At 69.3% G+C, this 21,740-nt stretch carries 23 protein-coding genes and 1 riboswitch; of the genes, 8 read left to right on the top strand and 15 right to left on the bottom strand.

Translation table 11 applies throughout. The features are described from left to right. The first annotated feature begins 5 nt into the window (after positions 1-5). The 3 genes from ACZ6O0_RS33760 (at position 6) to ACZ6O0_RS33770 (ending at position 3,077) form a co-directional block, all read left to right on the top strand. Positions 6-254, top strand: coding sequence for an acyl carrier protein (locus ACZ6O0_RS33760; RefSeq protein ID WP_130446978.1), 249 nt, complete (start codon positions 6-8; stop codon positions 252-254). 108 nt (positions 255-362) lie between these two features. Then, positions 363-1,598, top strand: a complete 1,236-nt coding sequence (gene fabF / locus ACZ6O0_RS33765; RefSeq protein ID WP_465769081.1) for a beta-ketoacyl-ACP synthase II — start codon at positions 363-365, stop codon at positions 1,596-1,598. A gap of 39 nt (positions 1,599-1,637) precedes the next feature. After that, on the top strand, positions 1,638-3,077 hold the full coding sequence (locus tag ACZ6O0_RS33770) for a carboxyl transferase domain-containing protein (RefSeq protein WP_465769082.1): 1,440 nt from the start codon (positions 1,638-1,640) through the stop codon (positions 3,075-3,077). Positions 3,078-3,083: 6 nt separating this feature from the next. Here the strand turns inward: ACZ6O0_RS33770 and ACZ6O0_RS33775 are convergent, their stop codons facing one another. The 6 genes from ACZ6O0_RS33775 to ACZ6O0_RS33800 all read right to left on the bottom strand — a co-directional run bounded on the left by ACZ6O0_RS33775 (position 3,084) and on the right by ACZ6O0_RS33800 (position 8,973). Next, positions 3,084-3,797: a hypothetical protein gene (locus tag ACZ6O0_RS33775; protein WP_465769083.1), complete on the bottom strand. Its 714-nt coding sequence runs from the start codon at positions 3,795-3,797 to the stop codon at positions 3,084-3,086. 254 nt (positions 3,798-4,051) lie between these two features. Continuing rightward, positions 4,052-4,549, bottom strand: coding sequence for a DUF3145 domain-containing protein (locus ACZ6O0_RS33780; protein WP_465769084.1), 498 nt, complete (start codon positions 4,547-4,549; stop codon positions 4,052-4,054). 238 nt (positions 4,550-4,787) lie between these two features. Next, positions 4,788-5,798, bottom strand: a complete 1,011-nt coding sequence (locus ACZ6O0_RS33785) for a LacI family DNA-binding transcriptional regulator (protein WP_465769085.1) — start codon at positions 5,796-5,798, stop codon at positions 4,788-4,790. 195 nt (positions 5,799-5,993) lie between these two features. Continuing rightward, positions 5,994-6,947 (bottom strand): VWA domain-containing protein, encoded by a 954-nt coding sequence (locus ACZ6O0_RS33790; RefSeq protein ID WP_465769086.1) that lies wholly within the window; start codon positions 6,945-6,947, stop codon positions 5,994-5,996. Next, positions 6,947-7,909, bottom strand: a complete 963-nt coding sequence (locus ACZ6O0_RS33795) for a DUF58 domain-containing protein (protein WP_465769087.1) — start codon at positions 7,907-7,909, stop codon at positions 6,947-6,949. The genes ACZ6O0_RS33790 and ACZ6O0_RS33795 overlap by 1 nt, the downstream gene beginning before the upstream one ends. A gap of 29 nt (positions 7,910-7,938) precedes the next feature. Next, positions 7,939-8,973: an AAA family ATPase gene (locus tag ACZ6O0_RS33800; protein ID WP_465769088.1), complete on the bottom strand. Its 1,035-nt coding sequence runs from the start codon at positions 8,971-8,973 to the stop codon at positions 7,939-7,941. 208 nt (positions 8,974-9,181) lie between these two features. Here ACZ6O0_RS33800 and ACZ6O0_RS33805 point away from each other — a divergent pair, with 208 nt between their 5' ends. Continuing rightward, entirely contained in the window at positions 9,182-10,042 is an 861-nt protein-coding gene (locus tag ACZ6O0_RS33805) for a hypothetical protein (protein WP_465769089.1), read from the top strand. Here ACZ6O0_RS33805 and ACZ6O0_RS33810 read toward each other — a convergent pair. The 7 genes from ACZ6O0_RS33810 to ACZ6O0_RS33840 form a co-directional block, all read right to left on the bottom strand. Beyond that, positions 10,039-10,299 (bottom strand): CBU_0592 family membrane protein, encoded by a 261-nt coding sequence (locus ACZ6O0_RS33810; RefSeq protein ID WP_465769090.1) that lies wholly within the window; start codon positions 10,297-10,299, stop codon positions 10,039-10,041. The genes ACZ6O0_RS33805 and ACZ6O0_RS33810 overlap by 4 nt on opposite strands. Before the next feature lie 20 nt (positions 10,300-10,319). Then, positions 10,320-10,384, bottom strand: a riboswitch (guanidine-III (ykkC-III) riboswitch). A gap of 5 nt (positions 10,385-10,389) precedes the next feature. Further along, positions 10,390-11,208, bottom strand: coding sequence for an aldo/keto reductase (locus ACZ6O0_RS33815; RefSeq protein WP_465769091.1), 819 nt, complete (start codon positions 11,206-11,208; stop codon positions 10,390-10,392). Between the two features lie 115 nt (positions 11,209-11,323). Then, entirely contained in the window at positions 11,324-12,649 is a 1,326-nt protein-coding gene (locus tag ACZ6O0_RS33820) for a CocE/NonD family hydrolase (RefSeq protein WP_465769092.1), read from the bottom strand. Continuing rightward, a complete protein-coding gene (locus ACZ6O0_RS33825) occupies positions 12,646-12,915 on the bottom strand; it encodes a hypothetical protein (RefSeq protein WP_465769093.1) in 270 nt (89 codons plus the stop codon). The genes ACZ6O0_RS33820 and ACZ6O0_RS33825 overlap by 4 nt, the downstream gene beginning before the upstream one ends. 58 nt (positions 12,916-12,973) lie before the next feature. Continuing rightward, the gene (locus ACZ6O0_RS33830) at positions 12,974-13,909 is read right to left on the bottom strand and encodes an oxidoreductase (RefSeq protein ID WP_465769094.1); all 936 of its coding nucleotides are present in this window, start codon (positions 13,907-13,909) and stop codon (positions 12,974-12,976) included. 40 nt (positions 13,910-13,949) lie between these two features. After that, positions 13,950-15,416, bottom strand: a complete 1,467-nt coding sequence (locus ACZ6O0_RS33835) for a M36 family metallopeptidase (RefSeq protein ID WP_465769095.1) — start codon at positions 15,414-15,416, stop codon at positions 13,950-13,952. 123 nt (positions 15,417-15,539) lie between these two features. Next, positions 15,540-16,127 carry a TetR/AcrR family transcriptional regulator gene (locus tag ACZ6O0_RS33840; protein ID WP_465769096.1) on the bottom strand — a complete coding sequence of 196 codons (588 nt, stop codon included), beginning with the start codon at positions 16,125-16,127 and terminating at the stop codon, positions 15,540-15,542. A gap of 79 nt (positions 16,128-16,206) precedes the next feature. Between ACZ6O0_RS33840 and ACZ6O0_RS33845 the strand changes: the two genes are divergently transcribed. Further along, positions 16,207-17,661 (top strand): flavin-containing monooxygenase, encoded by a 1,455-nt coding sequence (locus ACZ6O0_RS33845; RefSeq protein WP_465769097.1) that lies wholly within the window; start codon positions 16,207-16,209, stop codon positions 17,659-17,661. After that, a complete protein-coding gene (locus ACZ6O0_RS33850; RefSeq protein ID WP_465769098.1) occupies positions 17,658-18,494 on the top strand; it encodes an SDR family oxidoreductase in 837 nt (278 codons plus the stop codon). Before ACZ6O0_RS33845 ends, ACZ6O0_RS33850 begins: the two co-directional genes overlap by 4 nt. On the opposite strand, the gene ACZ6O0_RS33855 is transcribed toward ACZ6O0_RS33850, so the two are convergent. Further along, complete coding sequence (locus tag ACZ6O0_RS33855; RefSeq protein ID WP_465769099.1) at positions 18,472-18,927, bottom strand: Lrp/AsnC family transcriptional regulator; 456 nt, start codon at positions 18,925-18,927, stop codon at positions 18,472-18,474. The two genes, ACZ6O0_RS33850 and ACZ6O0_RS33855, sit on opposite strands and share 23 nt — an antisense overlap. A gap of 86 nt (positions 18,928-19,013) precedes the next feature. On the opposite strand from ACZ6O0_RS33855, the gene ACZ6O0_RS33860 reads away from it, so the two are divergent. Together ACZ6O0_RS33860 and ACZ6O0_RS33865 are read left to right on the top strand one after the other, a co-directional pair. Then, positions 19,014-19,553: an RBBP9/YdeN family alpha/beta hydrolase gene (locus ACZ6O0_RS33860; protein WP_465769100.1), complete on the top strand. Its 540-nt coding sequence runs from the start codon at positions 19,014-19,016 to the stop codon at positions 19,551-19,553. 61 nt (positions 19,554-19,614) lie between these two features. Beyond that, positions 19,615-20,718, top strand: coding sequence for a winged helix DNA-binding domain-containing protein (locus ACZ6O0_RS33865; RefSeq protein ID WP_465769101.1), 1,104 nt, complete (start codon positions 19,615-19,617; stop codon positions 20,716-20,718). Between the two features lie 2 nt (positions 20,719-20,720). Here the strand turns inward: ACZ6O0_RS33865 and ACZ6O0_RS33870 are convergent, their stop codons facing one another. Next, on the bottom strand, positions 20,721-21,572 hold the full coding sequence (locus ACZ6O0_RS33870) for a M48 family metalloprotease (protein WP_465769102.1): 852 nt from the start codon (positions 21,570-21,572) through the stop codon (positions 20,721-20,723). Positions 21,573-21,740: the final 168 nt, after the last annotated feature.

Raw genomic sequence — 21,740 nt, forward strand, 5'->3', positions numbered from 1 at the left:
AAGAGATGGCCAGCACCGAAGAGATCCGTTCCAACCTCGCCGAGATCGTGAACGAGATCGCCGGCATCCCGGTCGAGGACGTCCAGCTGGACAAGTCCTTCACCGACGACCTCGACGTCGACTCGCTCTCCATGGTGGAGGTCGTGGTGGCCGCCGAGGAGAAGTTCGACGTGAAGATCCCCGACGACGAGGTCAAGAACCTGAAGACCGTCGGCGACGCGGTCGCGTTCATCGAGCGCGCCCAGAACGGCTGACACCCGCCGTACCCGTGCTGGCCGGGTGCTCATCGGGTCTCTCGATGAGCACCACCGCACTCACCCCTCGCTCCCAGTCCCCGATCTCTCGCAAAGGATGAGGTAAAGATGTCGAAGACCCGAGTCGTGATCACCGGGCTCGGAGCCACGACCCCGCTCGGGGGTGACGTGTCCAGCACCTGGGAAGGTCTGCTGGCCGGTCGCTCCGGTGCCCGGCGGCTCACCGACGAGTGGGTGCAGAACCTCGCGGTCCAGATCGCCGCTCCGGCCGCGGTCGAGCCGACCGAGGTGCTCGAGCGGGTGAAGGCCCGCCGCCTGGACCGGAACGCGCAGCTGGCCGTGGTCGCCGCCCGCGAGGCGTGGGCCGACGCCGGCCTGGAGGACTCCGGCCTGGACAAGGAGCGGCTCGGCATCGCGGTCGCTTCCGGCATCGGCGGCCTGGGCACCACCCTGTCGAACTACGACGCGCTGAAGACCAACCCCCGCCGGGTGTCGCCGCTGGCGATCCCGATGCTGATGCCGAACTCGGCTGCGGCGTACGTGAGCCTGGAGTTCGGCGCGAAGGCCGGTGTGCACGCCCCCGTGTCCGCCTGTGCCTCCGGCAACGAGGCGATCTCGCTCGGCCTGGACCAGATCCGGCTCGGCCGCGCGGACGTCGTACTGGCCGGCGGCACCGAGGGCGTGATCATGGCGCTGCCGCTGGCGGCGTTCGGGCAGATGATGGCGCTGAGCAAGCGCAACGACGAGCCGGAGCGGGCCTCGCGCCCGTGGGACGTGGACCGGGACGGCTTCCTGCTTGGTGAGGGCGCCGGAGTCCTGGTGCTGGAGTCGTACGAGCACGCGAGGGCGCGTGGCGCGAAGATCTACGCCGAGCTGGCCGGCGCCGGCATCTCCGCCGACGGCCACGACATCGCGCAGCCCGACCCGACCGGCTCCGGCGCGCGCCGGGCGATGGTGCGGGCACTGGCCGAGGGCGACCTGACCCCGGCCGACATCTTCCACATCAACGCGCACGCCACCTCGACCCCGCAGGGCGACATCGCGGAGTCGCTGGCGATCCGGCTGGCGCTCGGCAAGGACGCCGACCACGCGATCGCGACCGCGCCGAAGTCGATGATCGGTCACCTGCTCGGCGCGGCCGGCGCGGTCGAGTCGATCGCGACCGTGCTCGCCCTGCACCACCGGGTGGTACCGCCCACCATCAACGTGGACAAGCTCGACGACCAGATCGAGCTGGACGTCGCGACGGAGCAGCGCAAGCTGGCCGACGGGGATCTCGCGGCGCTGAACAACTCGTTCGGCTTCGGTGGCCACAACGCCGCCATCGCCTTCAAGACGGTTTAGCAGCACCCCCGCAGTTTCCGTCTCCCCCCGGAGGACGCCATGACCACGGCCCCCGCAGCACCCGCACCGCAGAAACCCGCCAAGCTGCCCCGCGAGCAGGACCCGCGGAACCCGGTCACCCGGCTGACGAACCTGCTCGACCCGGGCAGCCTGGAGCTGATCACCCCGGACAACCTGTCCGGGATGGTCGCGGCGCGCGGGACCGTCGCGGGGGCGAAGGTCGTCGCGTTCTGCTCCGACGCCACCGTGATGGGTGGCGCGATGGGCGACGAGGGATGCGACGTCGTCGTGACGGCGTACCAGGTCGCGCGCGAGGAGCAGGTGCCGATCATCGGCCTCTGGCACTCCGGTGGAGCGCGGCTGGCCGAGGGCGTGCTCAGCCTGCACGCGGTCGGCAAGATCTTCTACGCGATGACGCAGGCGTCGGGCAAGATCCCGCAGATCTCTGTCGTCCTCGGCCCGGCCGCGGGCGGCGCTGCGTACGGTCCGGCGCTGACCGACATCGTCATCCTCGGGCCGGAGGGCCGGATCTTCGTGACCGGTCCGGACGTGGTCCGCTCGGTCACCGGTGAGGACGTCGACATGCTCCGGCTCGGCGGTCCCGAGCCGCACGGCCGGCGCTCCGGCGTCGTCCATATCACCACGGACTCCGAGGCCGCCGCGATCGCGCAGGCGCGCCGGCTCGCGGACCTGCTCGCGAACCAGGGCACGGTGTCGACCGACGTGGCCGACACCGACCTGTCCGGGTTCCTGCCGGAGTCGGCCAAGCGTGCGTACGACGTCCATCCGCTGGTCGGAGGGGTGCTCGACGAGGACTCCTCCGTCGAACTGCACCAGCGGTGGGCGCCGAACATCGTCACCACCCTTGGCCGGCTGGGCGGGCGGACGGTCGGCGTGATCGCCAACAACCCGCTCCGGCTCGGTGGTTGCCTGGACGCGTTGTCGGCGGAGAAGGCGTCCCGGTTCGTCCGGATGTGCGATGCGTTCGGGGTTCCGCTGGTCGTGCTGGTCGACGTACCGGGGTATCTGCCGGGTGTCGGTCAGGAGTGGGACGGCGTCGTACGGCGGGGTGCGAAGCTGCTGCACGCGTTCGCGGAAGCCGTGGTACCGCGGGTGACGTTGGTGACGCGGAAGACGTACGGCGGTGCGTACATCGCGATGAACGCGCGGTCGCTGGGTGCGACCCGGGTATTCGCGTGGCCGCGGGCCGAGGTCGCGGTGATGGGCGCGGTCGCCGCCGTCCGGGTCCTGCACCGCCGCAAGCTCGCGGAGGTCCATCCCGAGCTGCGTCCGCAGGTCGAGGCGGAGCTCGCCGCCGAGCACGAGAAGATCGCCGGCGGCATCGAGCGCGCGCGAGAGATCGGCGTCGTCGACGAGGTCGTCGATCCGACCCGCACCCGCTCGGCCCTGGCCACCGCGCTCGCCAAAGCCGAGTCAACCGGCCAGATCCGCGGCTACCACGGCAACATCCCGCTGTAACGAAGGCTAGAGGCCCGGGCCGCCGAGGTCGCTGATCCCACCGGCGGCACCGGTGTCACCCATCCGGAACACGGGGCCGCGGATGGTGGCCTCGGTGACGTACTGGGCTCCGCCGCCCTGCGCGAAGTAGCCCGAGCTGTAGGGCTGAACCGCCTTGCCGGCTTCCCAGTACGGCACCCGGCGGTTGCCGATGACAACCATCCGGACCTCGGGCTCCTCGCCGTCCCGCAGCCGCGCCGCGTCCTGTGCGCAGACCGCGATCTTGCGGGTCCCGTGCTTCGGCTGGTTCCAGACCACGTCCGCCGTCGAGGGTCCGTGCTGCGGGTTGAAGAAGCACGGCACCCGGCGTTCCGGCACCGGCTGACCGGCACTCCGCGCGAGCACGCAGAGGATCGCGTACCGCCCGGTGGCGAGCGTGTCGGTGATCGTACTGACGTCGTCCGCCGACCGGAGTTTGTCCACAGCCTGCTGCGCCGCCTCGTACGCCGCGAGCGCGCGCTGATAGTCGAGCCGCCCGTCCGCGTCCAACTCGTCGGCCCGCACCCGCTCCCCCAGCCGGGTCAGCTCCTCCCCGAACTCGGTCACGTCTTCCCCGGCCAGCCGCTCGATCTGAGCCAGCTCCGCCGAGTCGACCTTCCGCGCGGTCCGCCGGACCAGCACCTGCCGCCCGGCCCCGACCAACGCCCCGCCACCCGCCAAGACCACGAGGATCCACTCCATCGACCCACCATAGGTCGGGTATCCGTCCACGTCAGCGGCGTTTTGGTCACGACGCACGAAGGGCGCGGACCCTGAGGTCCGCGCCCTTCACGTGGTGCGGCCGCTGTTTGCGACAACCGGGGGTGTCCCGACACCCGGTGGCCCAGCGGCCACGGCCCCTCCCACCCAGGTGAGATGTCTGATGCTCAGTCTCATCGAAAAGTTCGGGGATGTCCTGCCCTTCACGGCTTTCTTCTGAAGTTCTCAGGAACCGTTCAGACGACTTGATGGAGCCAGCGCACCGGCGCGCCGTCACCGGCGTACCGGAACGGCTCCAGCTCGTCGTCCCACGGCCGGCCCAGCAAGCGTTCGACCTCCTCGGTCAGGTCGGCCTCGCCGCTGGCGGCCTTCAGCATCGCCGCCTTCAGCCGCTCCTCCGGCACCATGATGTCGCCGTGGATGCCGGTGGTCGCGTGGAAGATCCCCAGCTCGGGAGTGAAGGAGTACCGCTCGCCTTCGACGCCGTTGCTCGGCTCCTCGGTCACCTCGAACCGGAGCTTCTGCCAGCCGCGCAGGGCCGACGCCAGCTTGGCCGCCGTGCCGGCCTCGGCCTGCCACGACAGCTCGGCCCGGTACTGGCCCTGGGCCGCGGGCTGCGGCGTCCAGTCCAGTTTCACGGGCACGCCAAGGATGCCGCCCGCGGCCCACTCGACATGCGGGCACAACGCTGACGGCACCGTGTGGACGTAGAGAACGCCACGAGTCGTCGCCACCGGGACCTCCTGTGCTCGAGGGGCGCCTTCCCCAGCGTTCTCGAACAACCGCGTCGATCCCGGCAGTACCAGCATCCCACCGGGCACAACCACACCCCACGGAACACTGCGTACATCTTGCACCACCGCCCCCACCAACACCAGCAACCTCGCCGTGTCAACTACATCACCGTCGTGTCGCGATCCGGATCAGCGCGGATCAGACGGAGCGGGCCGGATCAAACGCAGCAGCTCTGGATCAGACGGAGGAGCGCTGGACCAGGCGGGTCGGCAGGATCAGCGGGGTCGGGGTCTCGCCGGCGAGGAGCGCGAGGAGCATCCGGGCCATCTCGCGGCCGAGCGACTGGATCGGCTGGCTGATCGTGGTCAGCGGCGGATTGGTGTGCCGGGCGGTGGAGATGTCGTTGAAGCCGACGATGGCGACATCACCGGGAACCGACTTGCCCGCCTCGGCCAAGACCTGGAGGGCACCGATCGCCATCTGGTCCGAGGCGACGAAGACGGCGTCGAGATCCGGGTGCTCGGCCAGAAGCGCCCTCATCGCACAACCTCCACCGTCTTCGGAGAAGTCGCCGTGGACGACACGGCTCGCGTCCAGGCCGGCGACCGCGAGCGCCTCCTGGAAGCCCTTGTAGCGGGCAGTGCCGGCGCCCTCGTCCATCCGGCCGGTGATCGCGGCGATCCGGGTCCGGCCGGCCGCGACCAGGTGCTCGGTCGCCAGCCGCGCCCCACCACGGTTGTCCGCGTCGACGTAGTACCGCGGCTCGAAGTCGACCGGGCATCCCCCGAACACGACCGGTACGTCGGCCTTCTCCGCCAGCTGGGCCAGCGGATCGTCACCGTGCATCGACATCAGCATGACCCCGTCGGCCTGGCGGGTCCGGAGCAACTGCTCGAGCCGGGTCTGCCCGCGGGTCGAGGTCGCCAGCATCAGCATCAGCTCCAGCTCGGTGTCCTCGAGCACCGAGCTGACGCCGACCACGACCTCGGCGAAGAACGGGTCCGCGAACACCCGCGGGTTGTCGCTGGAGATCGCGAGTACGACGGCGCCCACCTGCTGGGTCGCCAACGCGCGAGCCGTTGCGTTCGGCACGTATCCGAGGTCGGCGACGGCCCGCTGGACGGCCTCCCGCTTGGCCTTGCTGACGTGCGGGGCGTTGTTGATCACCCGGGACGCCGCCGACCGGGACACGCCGGCCCGCTCGGCGACTTCGTCGAGCGTCACCTGCCGTTTGGAGAGGTCGGTCACCTGGTCGTCCTTAACGTCTGCGGTGCGTAGAGGGTAGCCCTCCCGGTCGGATGGAGACGTCGGGACGTCCCCAGTAACCGACACGCACGGTCAGGTGTCGTTTCCAGGCGGGCGGGGTCCGTGACCACGGCGACGGCGTAGCCGGCTGGCGTCTGCTTGCCGGCGGCAACGAGTTCTCCGGGAAGCGGGAGCGGCCTACGGGAAGCGGGTTGCGAGCGCGATGCAGGCGCCGGCCGCGGCCAGCGTGAAGAGCATCGCGATGCCGGCGAACCGTGAGGTGACTTCCTTGTCGACCTTGTCGTAGCCGACCGAGGAGCCGATGTCCTTGTACACGTCCTTCAGCTCGCCCGCGGACTCCGCCGTGTACGCCTCGCCGCCGGTGGTCTCGGCGATGCTGCGCAGCTCGGCGCGGTCCGGTGGGACCCGCTGGCGGATGCCGTCCATCTCGATGAAGCCGGAGTCGGTGCCGAAGCAGATCGTGTAGATCGGCGTGTTCTTCGCCTTCGCCGCCTGGGCGCCCTCCTGCGCGGTCCGGCCGACGGTCCGCTTGCCGTCGGACAGCAGCACGATCCGGGCCGGTGCCGGGTCGTTCGGGTGCGCGGGGTCCGGCGGAACCTGGGTGAGGGCCTGCAGCGAGGTGAAGATGCCCTCACCGGTCGCGGTCGACTCGGCCAGCTCGAGCCCGTCGACCGAGCGCAGCACGGTGGCCCGGTCGGTGGTCGGCGGCACGATGATGGACGCCGTACCGGCGAAGTTGACCAGGGCGACGTTGAACTTGGCCGGCAGCTGGTTGATGAACTCCTTGGCCGATTCCTTCGCCGCTTCCAGCCGGTTCGGCTCGATGTCGGTGGCCATCATCGACAGCGACACGTCGATCGCGACCACGATGGTGGCCCGTTCGCGCGGCACCTTGACCTCGTCCTTCGGCTGCGCGAACGCCACGATGCAGGTCAGTGCGGCCAGCAGCGCCAGCGTGACGGCCAGGTGCCGCCGCCACTGCGGCCGGCGCGGCGCGACCCGGTCGAGCAGCGCGATGTTGGTGAAGCGGAGCGCGTACTGCGCCCGGCGGTGCTGCAGGTAGATGTACGCCGCGACGACGACCGGGATGAGGAGCAGGAACCACAACCTGGCCGGAGACAGGAACTCCATCAGCGAGCCACTCCCTTCGGCGGTTGGTGCAGGCGGGGCGCCACCCGCCGGTAGGCGAGGACGAACCGCACCGTGTCGGCGACCCAGTCACGGTCGGTCCGCAACACGAGGTGCCCCGCACCTACCCTACGCAGGGCGGCCCGGGTTCGTTCCCGCTGCGCGAGCGCGGCCACCCCGAACGCCTCCCGGATCTTGCGCCGCCGGGTGTCGATCTCCCTGACCTGGCCGGTCTCGGGGTCACCGATCGTGACGACGCCGATGTTGGGCAGCTCCAGCTCGCGCGGGTCGACGACCTCCACCGCGAGGACCTGGTGCTGAGCGGTGAGCTTGCGCATCGCCCGCTCCCAGGACGGCTCCAGCCGGCTGTCCACCTCGCCGTCCTCGGGGGTGAGGAAGTCGGACACGATCACCCGGAGTCCGCGCTTGCGCTGCGTCCGGGCCATCGACTCCAGCGCGGCGGCCAGGTCGCTGCGGCGCGCCTCCTCCTCACCGCTGAACTGCTCGGCCAGCAGCGCCCGGAGGAGACCGTAGAGTGCGAGCCGTCCGGACCGGGCCGGCCAGCGGCGCAGCGCCGAGTCACGCAGCATCAACCCACCGAACCGGTCGCCCAGGCGGTGCGTCAGGAACCCGACGGTGGCGACGGCCGCCACGGCCAGCTCCCGCTTCTCCAACTGCGACGTACCGAAGTCCATCGAGCCGGACAGGTCGACCAGCGCCCAGGTCTCGAGCTCACGGTCCGCGATCAGGTCCCGGACGTGCGGCACCGTGGTCCGCGCGGTGACCGCCCAGTCCATCCGCCGTACGTCGTCGCCGACCTGGTACTCGCGGGCCTCGGCCAGCTCGGTGCCCGGACCGGGCAGCAGGCCCAGGTGCTCCCCGTGCAGATACCCCTCGAGCCGCCGCACGACGGTCAGCTCGAGCCGCCGCAGCGCGCGCTCGGGTGCGAGCTGCGAGATCGTCATCGCAGCTCGTGGGTCAGGGCGATTTGCCACTACACGAACTCCGGGCGGCCGGTGCCGTCGGCGCCGTCGCGCCACACCGGCTGCGGCGGCGGGACGGTGGCCAGGATGCGCTCGATCACGGCGCGCGGGTCGATGTTGTCCGCGACGGCGTCGAAGGTCAGGCCGAGCCGGTGGCCCATCACGTCGAGCGCGACCGTCTGGACGTCGCTCGGCAGCAGGTAGTCCCGGCCGTGGATCAGCGCGAGCGCCCGGCCGGCCGCGATCAGGCCGAGGGTGGCCCGCGGGCTGACGCCGAGCTCGATGATCGGCTCGAGGTCGGGCAGGTGGAAGTCGGACGGCGTCCGGGTGGCCATCACCAGGCGGACGGCGTACTCCGCGACCAGGTTGTGGACGAAGACCTGCTCGGCGGACCGCTGCAGCTCGAGGATCGTCTCCGGCTTGAGCACCTGCCGCGGCTCCGGCGGGTCGACGCTCATCCGGCGGAGGATCTCGAACTCCTCGTGCCCGCGCGGGTGCGGTACGTCGATCTTCACCAGGAACCGGTCCCGCTGCGCCTCCGGCAGCGGGTAGACGCCCTCGGACTCGATCGGGTTCTGGGTGGCGATCACGATGAACGGCTTCGGCATCGGGAAGGTCTGGCCGCCGATCGACACCTGCCGCTCGGCCATCAGCTCGAGCATCGCCGACTGCACCTTGGCCGGGGCCCGGTTCACCTCGTCGGCCAGGACGAAGTTCACGAACGTCGGGCCGAGCTCGATGTCGAACGTCTCCCGGGTCTGCCGGTAGATCCGGGTGCCGACGATGTCGGACGGGACCAGGTCAGGGGTGAACTGGATCCGGGCGAACGTGCCGCCGACCACCGAGGCGAAGGTCCGCACCGCCAGCGTCTTCGCGACGCCGGGAACACCTTCGAGCAGGCAATGACCCTTGGCCAGCAGCGAGACCATCAAGGTCTCGACCATGTGCTCCTGGCCGACGATCACCCGCTTGACCTCGCTGATGGCCTCGCCGATCAGACGGGACTGCTGGGCCACCGATCCAGCCGGCGCAGTGGTTTCGGTCATGCCTGTCCTTCCGGGGTCCGCGTTCGGACCTTGTCATTCCCCACTTCACGCAACACCGGTCATTCCATCAGATCCCCGGGTCCCCCGGGCGCACGGCCCACCAGACCCGTCCCCATCCTCCCCACCCGGGCAAATCCGCACACCCCGGACGCGGCCGAGGCAGGTGTGTGGCGACAGTGCTACCAGGCATGTGGTGGGATTGGGGGTGATGACCGCGACGGAATCACACACCGAGGTGCGCCCGGCCGAGGGGCCGGACGGCGCGCCTGCGCGAGTGATTCCGGAGCCGCTCCCGCTGCAGCCGGAGGATCCGCCGCGGGTCGGCGAGTTCTGGCTGCGCGGGCGGCTCGGGGCGAACGCGGCCGGGTACCTGTACACGGCCAGTGACGAGACCGGCCGCGACGCGGTGGTCGCGATGATGACCGAGGGGTCCGCGGACGACGCGGCCGCCCGGGAGCGGTTCGTGAACGCCGTCGACGAGCTGCCGGACGACGCCGTACTGGCGCACAACGACGCGGACGACGACGACCTGGCGTTGTGGGCGGCGCTCGGGCCGATCCGGGAGGACGACGGGTCGAGCGCCTGGTCCGACGAGCGGCTGATGGCCGAGCGGCGCGGTGAAGAGGTGCTGTCCGCGGTCCTGATGGACCGGGTCCCGCACGTCGGCCGGTTACGCGGTCCCGACTTCCGGCACTACTGGGAGGGCCGGCGCAGGCCCGGCCTGTTCCGGATCTGGCCGCTGCCGTGGCCGAACGCGCTGCGCCCGGCGTCGCGGTGGGCGCTGGTCCTGGCGCTGCTGACGATGGCGCTGATCATGGCGCTGGCGGTGTTCCTCGCCTGGCTGCTGTTCCGGCATGCCGAGCCGCTGGAGCCGGAGCCGGTGATCCCGACCCCGACCGGCACCGTGACGGTGACGGTCACCCCGACGACCCCGCCGCCGGGCACCGGCGGGACGCCGACGACCGGCCCGTCGCCGAGCCTGACGCCGACCACGATCCCGAGCACCGGGATCCCGACCGGCATCCCCAGCTCCGGCGGCACGCCCGGGGACCCGGGCGACAAGTTCTAGCGTGCGTCGGTCGCAGGATCAGACCCGCGAGTGAGGCTGAGTAGGCCGATCAGGCTGATGATCGCCCAGCTGCCTTCGAGCAGCAGGAATCCCCACGACGACCCGGCCGCGGCGATCGCCGCGAGAACGCCGGACCCGATGAGGTTCAGCAGCTGATAGGTCAGCGTGCGCTGACGAAGCCGACCGGCCTGGGTCGCCGCGAAGGCGATCAGGATCGTGACGGCGCCGGCGATCTCGAGAACATCGAGTGCATGCATCGGAGTGCCCCTCCGGGGGCCGGGCGTCGTCTTGTCGGACCGGGTACGACGCCACTCGTCCAGGGATCCGCAGAGCGCGAGATCCTGCTTTCACGATAGCAAACGCACCAAGTCGTCATCCCGCCACAACCGGTCCGGCACCGGTTGCCGGACCAGTGCCGCGTCGGCCCGGATCTCGGCCGGACTCGATGCGGCGATCAGCACCGAGGTGACCGCGGAATGCCTGCTGGGAAAGGCCAACGCGGCCTGTGGCAGGGAGACGCCGTACCGCTCGCACACGGCGGAGATCCGGCGCGCCTGGATCGTTGTCGGGTCGCTGGACTTCTCCGTCTGCAGCACCTGCGGCGTCAGCACGCCGGACACGATCACCGACACTCCACGCGCGAGGCAACGATCCAGCAGCGGCGCCGCGGACCGGTCGAGCAACGAGTACTGCCCGGCGAGCAGCACGCAGTCCAGCTCCACGTCGCGCACCAGCCGATCGAGCTGCCGCCAGTCCCCCGCCGCGGCCCCGATCGCCTTGATCACACCGTCGCGCCGCATCTCGTCGAGTGCCGGGTACGTCGCTTCGTCCTCGGCGAGCACCAGATCCACAGCAAGCCCGAGCCGCTCGCTGCTCGCTCGCACCGACGTACGCGCGTCGTCGCCGACCACCTTCGTGGACACCAGGAACTCCCCCCGGGGCCGCCGCTGCAACGCGATCCCCAGTCGTCGTTCGGAGTCGCCGTACGCCGGCGAGGTGTCGAAGAACCGGATGCCGGCCTGGTACGCCGCATCCACGGTGGCGACCGCGGCCGCGTCGCCGTCCGGGCCCGGTGACTCGCCGAGATGCGAGCCGCCGAGACCGAAGCGGGGTGGCCGGAACCTGCTCACCGCGTGAGGTGCGAGGGCGTGACTCGGAGCAGCCATTGTCACTGTCACCTCCGCTGGTCGGCAGTAGTTACCAGGATCGGGGGTTTGCGACGAATTCGCATCCCGAAACCGACTACGGACCGGAGTCGTCCACATGCACCTGGTCGACGGGCTACGCCGCCACCGGGATGCTGAGCCAGGATGGGTCGGCGGTTGGTGAGCTGAAGGTCACCGAGGTGCCGATGACGCTGCGGCCGAGGTAGCGCGGATCTACGGTGTCGATCGCGAGGACCAGGTGGTGGCCGGCGGGGACCTCCCAGCTGGTTGCCTCGAGTCTGAGGTCGATCGGGAGCGCCTTGCCGGGCGTCGCGCCTCGAAGCGTGAGCGGTTTGTGCGAGATCAACGAGCCGACTCCGAGTGCGTCGACGTCGTACAGGTAGACGAACAGCGAGGTGTTCGGACCCGACGGCTTCACGGTGACATGGAGCTTCGGCGTCCCGTTGACGACGGCGCCACTGGTGTAGACCGGGCCGGACCATACGCCGGCGAACGACCGGTCCACCAACGGCGTGACGACCCCGGTCGGAATCGACAGCAGCCCTTGCAGCGCACCGGAAACCAGCGCCACCCCACTGTCCGCGATGGTCGGTACGCCGGCAGCGATCCCGCTCGTCCAGCCGGTCGACGACTGCGCTTGGAGGCTGCCGGTCCGCGTCAACCCGGCCGGCCTGGTCAAGTACGACGTACGCGGCCGGCCGACCGCGGCCCAGTTGGAGTAACCGCGCCAGACGCCACGCTGCGACTTGAGCTGGACCGGCGCCTCCGTGTCGGCGCCGTTGTCCACGCCGGTCAGGTAGTGCCGCAGCCAGGCGACGAGCTCGTCCCAGGTCTCGTTGGGCAGGCCGATCGCACCGGTCACCTCCGGCGTGGCGTGGTCGCCGTGCGCGAGCAGCAGCCGCTTCGGACCGGTGAGCGCAGTGAAGAAGTCCGTGTACTGCGAAGGCGGGAAGATCGAGTCCTCGAAGGCGTTCGCGAGGAAGACGGCCGGCTTCCTCGCGTTGATCTGGTCGACCACCGTCGCGGCCGACCGTTGCGGTGACAGTTGCTCGGCTTCGGCGATCGCACCGTCGAAGTCACCCGTGACGAACTTGGTCTGCAGCGACGCCATCTCCGGCCCGGGCCGGCCGGTAATGTTGCCTAGGGCAAGCAGCCCGGCGACGGACTGCAGAGCGACGGTCCGGTTGGGATCGAGCGACCCGATCAGATCGGCCCACCCGCTCATCGCGCCGACCGCCTTGATCCTTGGATCTCGCGCGCTCGCGAGCAGCGACGTACCGGCGCCGTACGAGATCCCGACCGCGGCGACCCGGCTCGTGTCGGCCGGGGTGTGCTCGGCGGCCCAGTCGATCACCTTGCCGACGTCGGCCACGGTCGGCGGGCCGGCGATGTCGATACCGCCGCCGGAGTCCCAGAAGCCGCGGCTCGAGTACGAGATCACCTGAACCCGGCGGTCGCCAGCTTCGTGCCCTGACCGACGTACTCGACGTTCGGCACGCCCCAGCTCGACGGCATCACGACGAGCGGGAACGGTCCGTCGCCCTGACCGGTCGGCGTCAGGACCACGGCGCCGAGCGTGATCCCGTCGGCGCCGGGGATGCGCTCGTACGACGTACTGAAGCCGGGCGCGGCCTGGTCGGCTTCCGCACGGGAGCCGACCGTGACCAGGGTGAGAGTGACAGCGAGGGCGGCTGCGAGTCTGCGCACGGCATGACCTCCGGCTTGGGAATTACCGGAGGGTAACCACAAAGCTACCGCTGTGTCACTACCTCGGCACAGTGAGTGTCGGATCGATGCCGGTCGCCTCGGCCGACCACTCCCACAGGCGCTTGGCCAGCTCCGGATCCTGCGCCGTCCGGGTGGGATGCACGAGCTTCGGTGCGCCGCGGTACTCGAAGAAGCTTGGCCCGACGTACGAGCCGGGCGCCAGATCGGGCTTGGTCGCGGCGTAGAGGCTCGGCCAGGCGCCGGCGGCCGCGGACTGCGCGAACAACCGGTTGCCGATGCCCATCAGCCGCGCCATGAACTGCTGGCCGGCCAGCTCGGGGCCGACGGCCTGCAGGTGGGTGGACGCATAGCCAGGGTGGGCGCCCGCGCTCAGCAGGTTGACACCGGCCGCCCGCGCGCGGCGGTCGAGCTCGAACATGAAGAGGAGGTTGGCGAGCTTGGACTTCCCGTACGCATCCCACTTGCGGTAGCCGCTCGCCGGGCGCCGAAGGTCCTCCTGACTGATCCCGTTCACCGTCTTGTGCATGGCGGAACTGACCGTGACCACCCGCGGATCCGGTGCCTTCAGCAACAATTTGAGCAGTCGCCCGGTGAGCGCGAAGTGGCCGAGGTGATTGGTGCCGATCTGCAGCTCGAACCCGTCCGCGGTCTGCCGGTACGGCGTCGCCATCACGCCGGCGTTGTTGACCAGCAGATCGAGCTTGTCGTAGCTCTTGGAGACCTCGTCGGCGGCCTTCTCGACACTCGTCAGGTCGGCCAGATCCAGCTCGACGACGACCGGCTCCCGGCCGGAAGCCTGGGCGAGCTCCTGGGATACCTGCTCGGCCTTCGATGGATTGCGCGCGGCGATCAGTACGTCGGCGCCGTGTCTGAGCAACTCCAGCGCGGTCTCGTAGCCGAGTCCGCTGGTGGCGCCCGTGACGAGCGCCCGTCGTCCGGTCAGGTCGGGAATGTCCGCCGTACTCCAGGTCATGCGCCCACAGTAGTCGTGGGCGCACAACCTGGTGTCGCGGCTAGAGAATCTTGCGGTCCTGGAAGGCCTTCAGGACCTGGTTCGCAGCCGGCTTGCCGTAGAGGAGCCGGGCGGCCTGGACGGTGTCCTGCGCCGCGGCGGCGAAGGAGGTGTCCGGGTCGTAGAAGAACGTCGCCTCGAGGATCACCTTGTTGGCCTTGGTCCGGCCGAGCGCCTGGTGGATGTCCCACAGCGCGTTCGACCAGATCTCACCGTCGTCGTGCACCTCGCCGACGATGTCGTCGGTGGTCTTGCCGGTGTCGGTACGACGCAGGCAGTGCGGCTCGGTGGACGTGTACGACGTCGCGTCCCAGTCCATCACGCACGGCAGCTCGAAGCCCTTGCTGACCGGCACCGACATCGTCACGGCCCAGTAGTCGCCGAAGCCCTCACCGATCGAGCCCGCTTCGAGCGTCTCGCCGAAGCCCGGCACGATGTCGTCCTGGATCGCGTGACCGTACTCGTGCCAGATCACCTCGGCGTCCTCGGCGTCGTCGACGCCGCCCTCGCCCATCGTGATCAGGTCCGTCGACGGGTCGTAGAACGAGTTGTCACCGACGAACGTGTTGATGGAGAAGTCCTGGGACTCGTTGTTCGCCTCGGTGAAGCCGAGCTGGTGAATGTACTCCTGCGTCTGGTTGACGTGGTAGTACGCCATCACCTGCTCGAACTTGTCGTTGTGGCGCTGGTACACGAACGTGTTGGTCTTGCTGTCCGCCAGCCCGCCCTTGGCCTCCTTGATGTTCACGTAGGTGCCGTTGAGCCTGCCGGAGCCGTCCAGGTTGCGCAGGATCACGTTCTTCTGCGCGAGGAACAGGGCGTCCTGGTTCTGGTCGTTCTGGTCGGTCAGCTGCTCGTTCTGCTCGCTGACCACCGGGTTCGGGTCGAACACGGAGCCCTTGCCGTCGATGTTGTCGCTGATCACCTTCGACTCGACCACACTGCCCGACTTCGCGTCGACCAGCGACCGGCTCACACCTTCGGTCGACCTGCTGGTCACGGTCCACACCAGGCGGGCGTCCGGTCCGCCGATCACGGCGAGCTGGGCGGCACCACTCGTCGCGGCCGGCGCGGGCGTGATGCTCTTGTTCGGCTCGGCGACCCGGGCCCGGTTCGCTCGCGCGGTGACGGCCGCGTTCGCGCTCTGGGTGGCCGACGCGGCCGGAACCTTCGCGCTGACATCCAGGCTGGCCGGTACGGCGTCCCGCCCGTCGGCGATCTGTACTCCGCCGTCCTTGGTCACGTGCTTGGCGTAGTACCCGTTGATCACCGGCAGACCCTTGAAGGTCTGCTGGTACCAGTAGTGCTTGCCGAGCAGCGATGTCTTGGTCTTGATCAGCTTGAGTCCACCCGGATTGGCTGCTGCTGCCTCCGGCGCGGCCCCCGCGGCGCTGGTGAAGGACAACCCGAGCGAGATGGTGGCCAGTCCGGCGGTGACGGCCACGACCGCCTTGCGGCGTTTCGTCATACGTTCCCTCCCACGTCCGTGTTGCGTAACGCAACCACTACGATCCGTCGAGACCCTAGTTCGGTTGGGCCGTCGCTGGGAAGCAGAAGTGCCCGTCATTCCGGGGCGGCAAGGGAAAACCTGTCAACCGCCCGCGAGCAGCCGGATGACGCTCGGAAGGACCGCGACACCGACCTCCGGGTCGATCGCGCGCTGAACTCCGAGGCCCACGCCCAGGCTCAGCAGGGCCGTCGCGCAGTCGGCGGCCGGCATCGGGAGCGTGATGCCGAACGCCTTCGCGTGCTGCTCGAGGAGGGTCGTGACGGCGTCCCGGACCTGCGCGTTCCGCTCGGCGAGCTCCCGCCGTACGCCGTCGTCCTGGCGGGCACGTGTGGCGAACTCGACCTCGAACACGGTCCACGCGACGTCGCCGATGGTCTCGTCCGCCCAGCGCTGGAACGCCTGCAGCATCGCCTCGAGGGTGGTGGCGCCTTCCAGGGCGGCCGCCATCCGGTGCGCCTGGTCGGCGCGGATCGCGTCGACCACGGACAGGCAGAGCTCGTCCTTGTTCCGAAAGTTCGAGTAGACCGCGCCCTTGGAGTAGCCGGCCTCGTCGGCGACCTTCTCCAGGCTCGTGGCGGCGTACCCGTCGCGCAGGAACAGCTCGGTCGCGGTCGCCACCAGCGTCTCGCGGGTCCGGGCCTGGCTCTCGGCGCGCGTCATCCTCGGCATGGTCCGACTCTAATGCTTCGGGTATTGGCATCCTTGTAGTATTCGGATACCGTCGGTTTCTGACCGCGTGGAGGTGCGTATGGATGTGGTGGTGGTCGGCGCCGGGGCGTCGGGGATCGGGGCGGCGATCCGCCTGCTGGAGGCGGGAGTCACCGATTTCGCCGTCCTCGAGAAGGGCGCTTCGCTCGGCGGTACCTGGCGGGACAACACGTATCCCGGCTGCGCGTGCGACGTACCGTCGGCGCTGTACTCGTACTCGTTCGCGCCGAATCCGTTGTGGTCCCGGGCCTTTGCCGGCCAGGCGGAGATCCAGACCTATCTTGCGGACACTGCTCGGCGGCATGGTGTCCTGCCGCACCTGCGCTGTGGTGTCGAGATGCTGCGGGCGGACTGGGATCCGGTGCGGCAGCTCTGGTCTCTTGAGACCACCGACGGCCCGATCGAAGCACGAGTGCTGATCACGGCGACGGGCCCGTGGCACGAGCCGCTCATCCCGGCGATTTCCGGGAGCTTCGACGGGCCGGTCTTTCATTCGTCGCGCTGGGATCATGCGGTGGACCTGACCGGCAAGCGTGTGGCCGTGATCGGTACGGGCGCATCGGCGGTGCAGTTCGTGCCGGCGATCCAGCCCGCGGTGGAGTCGTTGCATCTCTTCCAACGGACTGCGCAGTGGGTGCTCCCGAAACCGGACCACTACGTCTCGGCTGCCGAGCGATGGCTCTTCCGTCGGCTCCCGTCGGCCCAGCGGCTGCTCCGGCGGCTCGAGTACGTGGGGATGGAAGCGCTGGGACTCGGCTTCCGGCATCCGTGGATCATGCGGTTGGTCCAGCAGATCGGGCTGCTGCATCTTCGGCGTACGGTGCCGTCGGCGTCGTTGCGGGAAGCCCTGACGCCGTCGTACACGCTGGGTTGTAAGCGATTGCTGATGTCCAACACGTACTATCCGGCGCTTGCCCAGGACAACGTTTCGGTCCATCCCACGGCGGTGGCCGGCCTCGACGGGCGGACCGTGGTCGGTGCGGACGGGACGCGGGTCGAGGCCGATGTCGTTGTCCTCGGCACCGGGTTCAGGATCCTCGACCTTCCGGTGGCGACGCGCGTTTTCGACGAGGCCGGGCGCAGTCTGGCCGATCATTGGCAGGGCAGTCCGCAGGCCTACCTGGGTACGGCGGTGGCCGGGTTCCCGAACTTCTTCAACCTGCTCGGGCCCAACCTCGGCACCGGTCACACGTCCGCGTTCATGATCCTCGAGGCCCAGTTGGATCATGTGCTGGGCGCGGTGTCGGCGCTGCTGTCGCGCGGGTGGTCGAGTCTCGACGTACGTCCGGACGTGCAGGCGTCGTTCGTTGCGTCGGTCCAGACGGCCTTGCGGGGAACGGTTTATGAGACCGGTGGGTGCGCGAGTTACTACCACGATGTGAACGGGCGGAACAGTTTCAGCTGGCCGTGGTCCACGCGTCGCCTCCGAGCTCGCGTCGGTCGCTTCGATGACTCGGATTACACGATCTCCTCACCGCTGAAGGTGGCGCGATGAAGTCTCTGGATCTCTCTCAGTGCGTTGTCCTGATCACCGGTGGAGCCCGTGGCATCGGACTGGCCACCGCCCAGGCCTTCGCCACCGCGGGCGCAACTGTCTACACAGGCGACCTCGACACGTTGGAATCCCCACCCCAGGACAGCAGCATCTCGGGGCCTTGGCCGCTCGACGTCACCTCCCGCGAGTCGTTCGCTCGGATCGTCGACAAGGTGATCGCCGACACCGGCCGCCTGGACATCCTGGTGAACAACGCCGGCGTCATGCCCCTCGGCCGTTTCCTCGACGAACCCGACGAACTCAGCCGCACCACCCTCGACGTCAACGTCTGGGGATTGATCCACGGACTGCGCCTGGCCCTCCCCCACATGATTGCCCAGGGCAACGGGCACGTCGTCAACCTCGCCTCGATGGCCGGCAAGATCCCGTTCCCCGGGATGGCGGTCTACAACGCGTCGAAGTACGCCGCCGTCGGGCTCACAGCCGCCGTACGCCGGGAACTCCACGGCACCGGCGTCACGGTCAGCGCCGTACTCCCGAGCGCTGTCCGCACCTCACTCTCCTCCGGCGTCCGCCTGGGCGGCCTCCTCCCCACCGTCGAGCCGACCGACGTGGCCGCCGCCATCCTCCGCACCTGCCACACCCGCCAACCGGAGATCGCCGTACCGCGCTGGCTGGCCGCGTGGAAGGTGCTCGACGGCCTGACTCCGTCGTCACTCATGACCCTCGGACGCCGCCTGGCCGGGGACGACCGCGGCCTCACCGCCGACGCCACCGCCCGTGGCGCCTACGCCGACCGCGTCGCCACCTTCACCCAGTCGCGAGAGGCTTAGCCGGGTAGTCCCGCAGTACGAGCGACGTACTGACCACCCCGAGCCGCCCGATCGCATCCACCACCTGCTCCAACCGGCCTGCGTCGGATGTGTGGACGTCGAGCAGGAAGCAGTCCTCGCCCGTCAGCCGGTACGTCGCGGTCACCTCGGGGAGATCGGCGAACAGTTCAAGCGCGGTTGGGATCCGCGCGTGCGTCGTCCGGACCCGCACCACCGCGTGGATGTTGAGGCCGACCCGCGCCGGATCGACCACGGCCCGGTACCCGGTGATGACCCCGGACCGCTCGAGCCGCTGGATGCGCGCCGACACGGCCGGCTGGGACAGATTCACCTTCCGCCCGATCTCGGCGCCGCTCAATCGGCCGTCGGCCTGCAGGATCGCTAGGATCTCGCGGTCGATCGAGTCCAATGGATTCGTGTTCGGTTCGCTCATCTGCCTTCAATCCATCAGCTCGCGCGGTACCGTCCCGATGATCGGCCCCATGATGGCAGCACTCATCACCCACTGGGAGCTGTCTCATGCGCTTCATCATCGTCCCGGGCCTCGATGGCTCCGACCAGAACCACTGGCAGTCCGCCTGGGAGTCGGACTGGCTGCCCAGCGCCACCCGCATTGCCCCGAGGTCCTGGACGCATCCCGACCGCGACGACTGGACCGCGGCGATCGACCGCGCTGTGGATGCTCCCCCAGAGGGTGATGTCGTCCTGATCGCGCACAGCCTCGGGTGCCTCGCCGCCGCGCACTGGCTGCCCTCACCGGCGGTGCGCGGCGTCTTCCTGGTGGCGCCACCGGACCCACTCGGGCCGACGTTCCCGACCGCGCTGCTCTCCACCTTCCTGCCCTTCGAGCCCGCTCCCCTGGGCGTTCCCGCCGTACTGGTCGTGAGTGAGGACGACCCGTACTGCACGCTCGAGGCCGCCGGGCGCCTGGCTACCGGCTGGGAGGTACCCCTGATCAATGCCGGCCGCCACGGCCACCTGAACTCCGACAGCGACCTCGGCCTCTGGCCCGCCGGTCAGGACCTCTTCACAAGCTTCGTGGCCGACCTCGCTCGGTAGAGGACCAGATCTGACCGCTTCCTCTCCTAGCGTTGGACCGCACCCCAGGAGAGGATCAGCCATGACGAAGTTGAGTCTGCAGGCCCTGAACCGCGCCACGCTGCACCGCCAATGGCTGATCGAGCGTCACGACGCGACCGCGTTCGAGGCGATCGAGCACCTCGTCGGCATGCAGGCCCAGTCGCCGCTCGCGCCGTACGTCGGGTTGTGGACGCGGCTGAACGGATTCCAGCCCGCCGAGCTCGTCAAGCTGCTCGAGGAGCGCGAGGTGGTCCGCGGTTCGATGATGCGGGCAACGATCCACCTGATGTCGAGCCGCGACTTCCTCGCCTTCCGCCCGCTGATCCAGCCGCGGCTCGAGCGCGAGGTGTTCCAGAACATGACGTACGGGCGCCACCGGCTCGAAGGACTCGACATCGACGCCGTACTCCAGGCCGGCATCGACCGGATGACCGAGGGCCCGGCGACCGCCGTACAACTCCGCGAACACCTCGCGCCACTCTGGCCCGACCGCGAGGCCGCGGCGCTCGCGCACGCCGTACGCTGCCTGCTCCCCACCATCCAGACCCCGCCGCGCGGCATCTGGGGCAAGGGCGGCAACCCGGCCATGTCCACCGCCGACCTCTGGCTCGACTCCCCCGTCGACCCCAACCCCTCGGTCGACACCCTCGTCCTGCGCTACCTCGCCGCCTACGGCCCCGCCTCGGTCGCCGACGCCCAGAACTGGTCCGGCCTCACCCGCCTGGGCGAAGTCTTCGACCGCCTCGACCTCCGCCCCTACACCGACCTCGAGACCGGCCGCCCCCTCTACGACCTCCCCGACCTCGAGCTCCCCGCCGAAGACACCGAGGTCCCCGTCCGCTTCCTCCCCGAGTACGACAACCTCCTCCTCTCCCACGCCGACCGCACCCGCTGGATCGACACCCCCACCCGCCAACGCCTGACCCTCCAAGAGGTCCTCACCAAAGGCTCGATCCTCCACAACGGCCAAGCCAAAGCCCTCTGGAAACAAACCAAATCCACCAAAACCCAGGCAACCCTCGAGATCGCCCCCTTCGTCAAACTCACCCGAACAGCCAAGTCCGCCATAGAGTCAGAAGCCCAAAACCTCCTGACCTTCACGACCCCGAAGGCCACACAGGAGATCACCTTCGTGGAGGACTAGCGTCAGCCCCAAGCCTGAGGTGGAATCCCTGCGGCCTGTTCGATGGTGTGGACGCGGTCGATCAGCGAAGGAGTGCTGGACATCACCTGAGCGCGTCGGCTGGTCTCCCGACCCAGCATTTGCTGGTGCTGCATCTGCCAGCCGTACAGAACTTGCACGAGCGTCGCGCCGTACCCCAGCATCGCCACCTTCCGATCGGCCTCCTTGACGTGCCAGCGGTTCAGCCAGGCAAGGAACGGCGGCGCGATGAACGGAGTCAGGAAGAGGATCGGCCAGATGTAGCCGCGGCCGAAGGTGAAGGCCGCAAGAGCGATGCCTGCGTAGGCGAGGACGAGGAAACCTCCGATGATGCAACCGAGCGCCGGCACCCGCCGCATCAATCGTGCGACCGCCCGTGCTGCGATCAAGCCGCAGCGAGCCGGGATCGAGTACCAGAAGCTGATCAGGCTCAACCATGCGCGCCCTCCCAGGTGATGACTCAACTCGTGAGCCAGGGCGGCCTCCAGGTGCTGCGGAGGAAGGGTGTAGAGCGCCCATCTCGTGACGGCGACCGTATGGCCAGGCGTCGGGGTGGCGTTGACCTCGTCCGACTCTTGGATCCAGAGCGAGAATCGGCCGACCGGAACGTCTGCGCGACGCAGCAGCTGCTGCCAGACGGGGCCTAACCGCTGTTGCTCGACGAGAGTGGGTTTGCGGAACCGGAAAAGATACCTCGCCAGCAATTCCTCGGTTGAGGGCAGGAAGATCAGAGCGCCAGACAGAATCCAGAGCGCGATGACGATCCATCCCCAGGTGAACCCGATGGCGCCGGCGATCCAGATGACGAGAACCAGGCTCCAGAAGAACCACGGCACGGCAGACAACAGTGCCGTCCACGCCGATGCCTCAGGCAGAGCGCGGGCGTGACCTGGTTGCTCGCGTTGGTGGTCGCCGGGGCCGGGCAGCTGTGACCAGTTCGGGGGTGGTGGGATGGCGCCTTGGGGGCCCTGGAACGGGGGTTGGAAGGGGGGTTGGGTTGGGCC

It is taken from the genome of Kribbella sp. NPDC048837, from assembly GCF_055586945.1.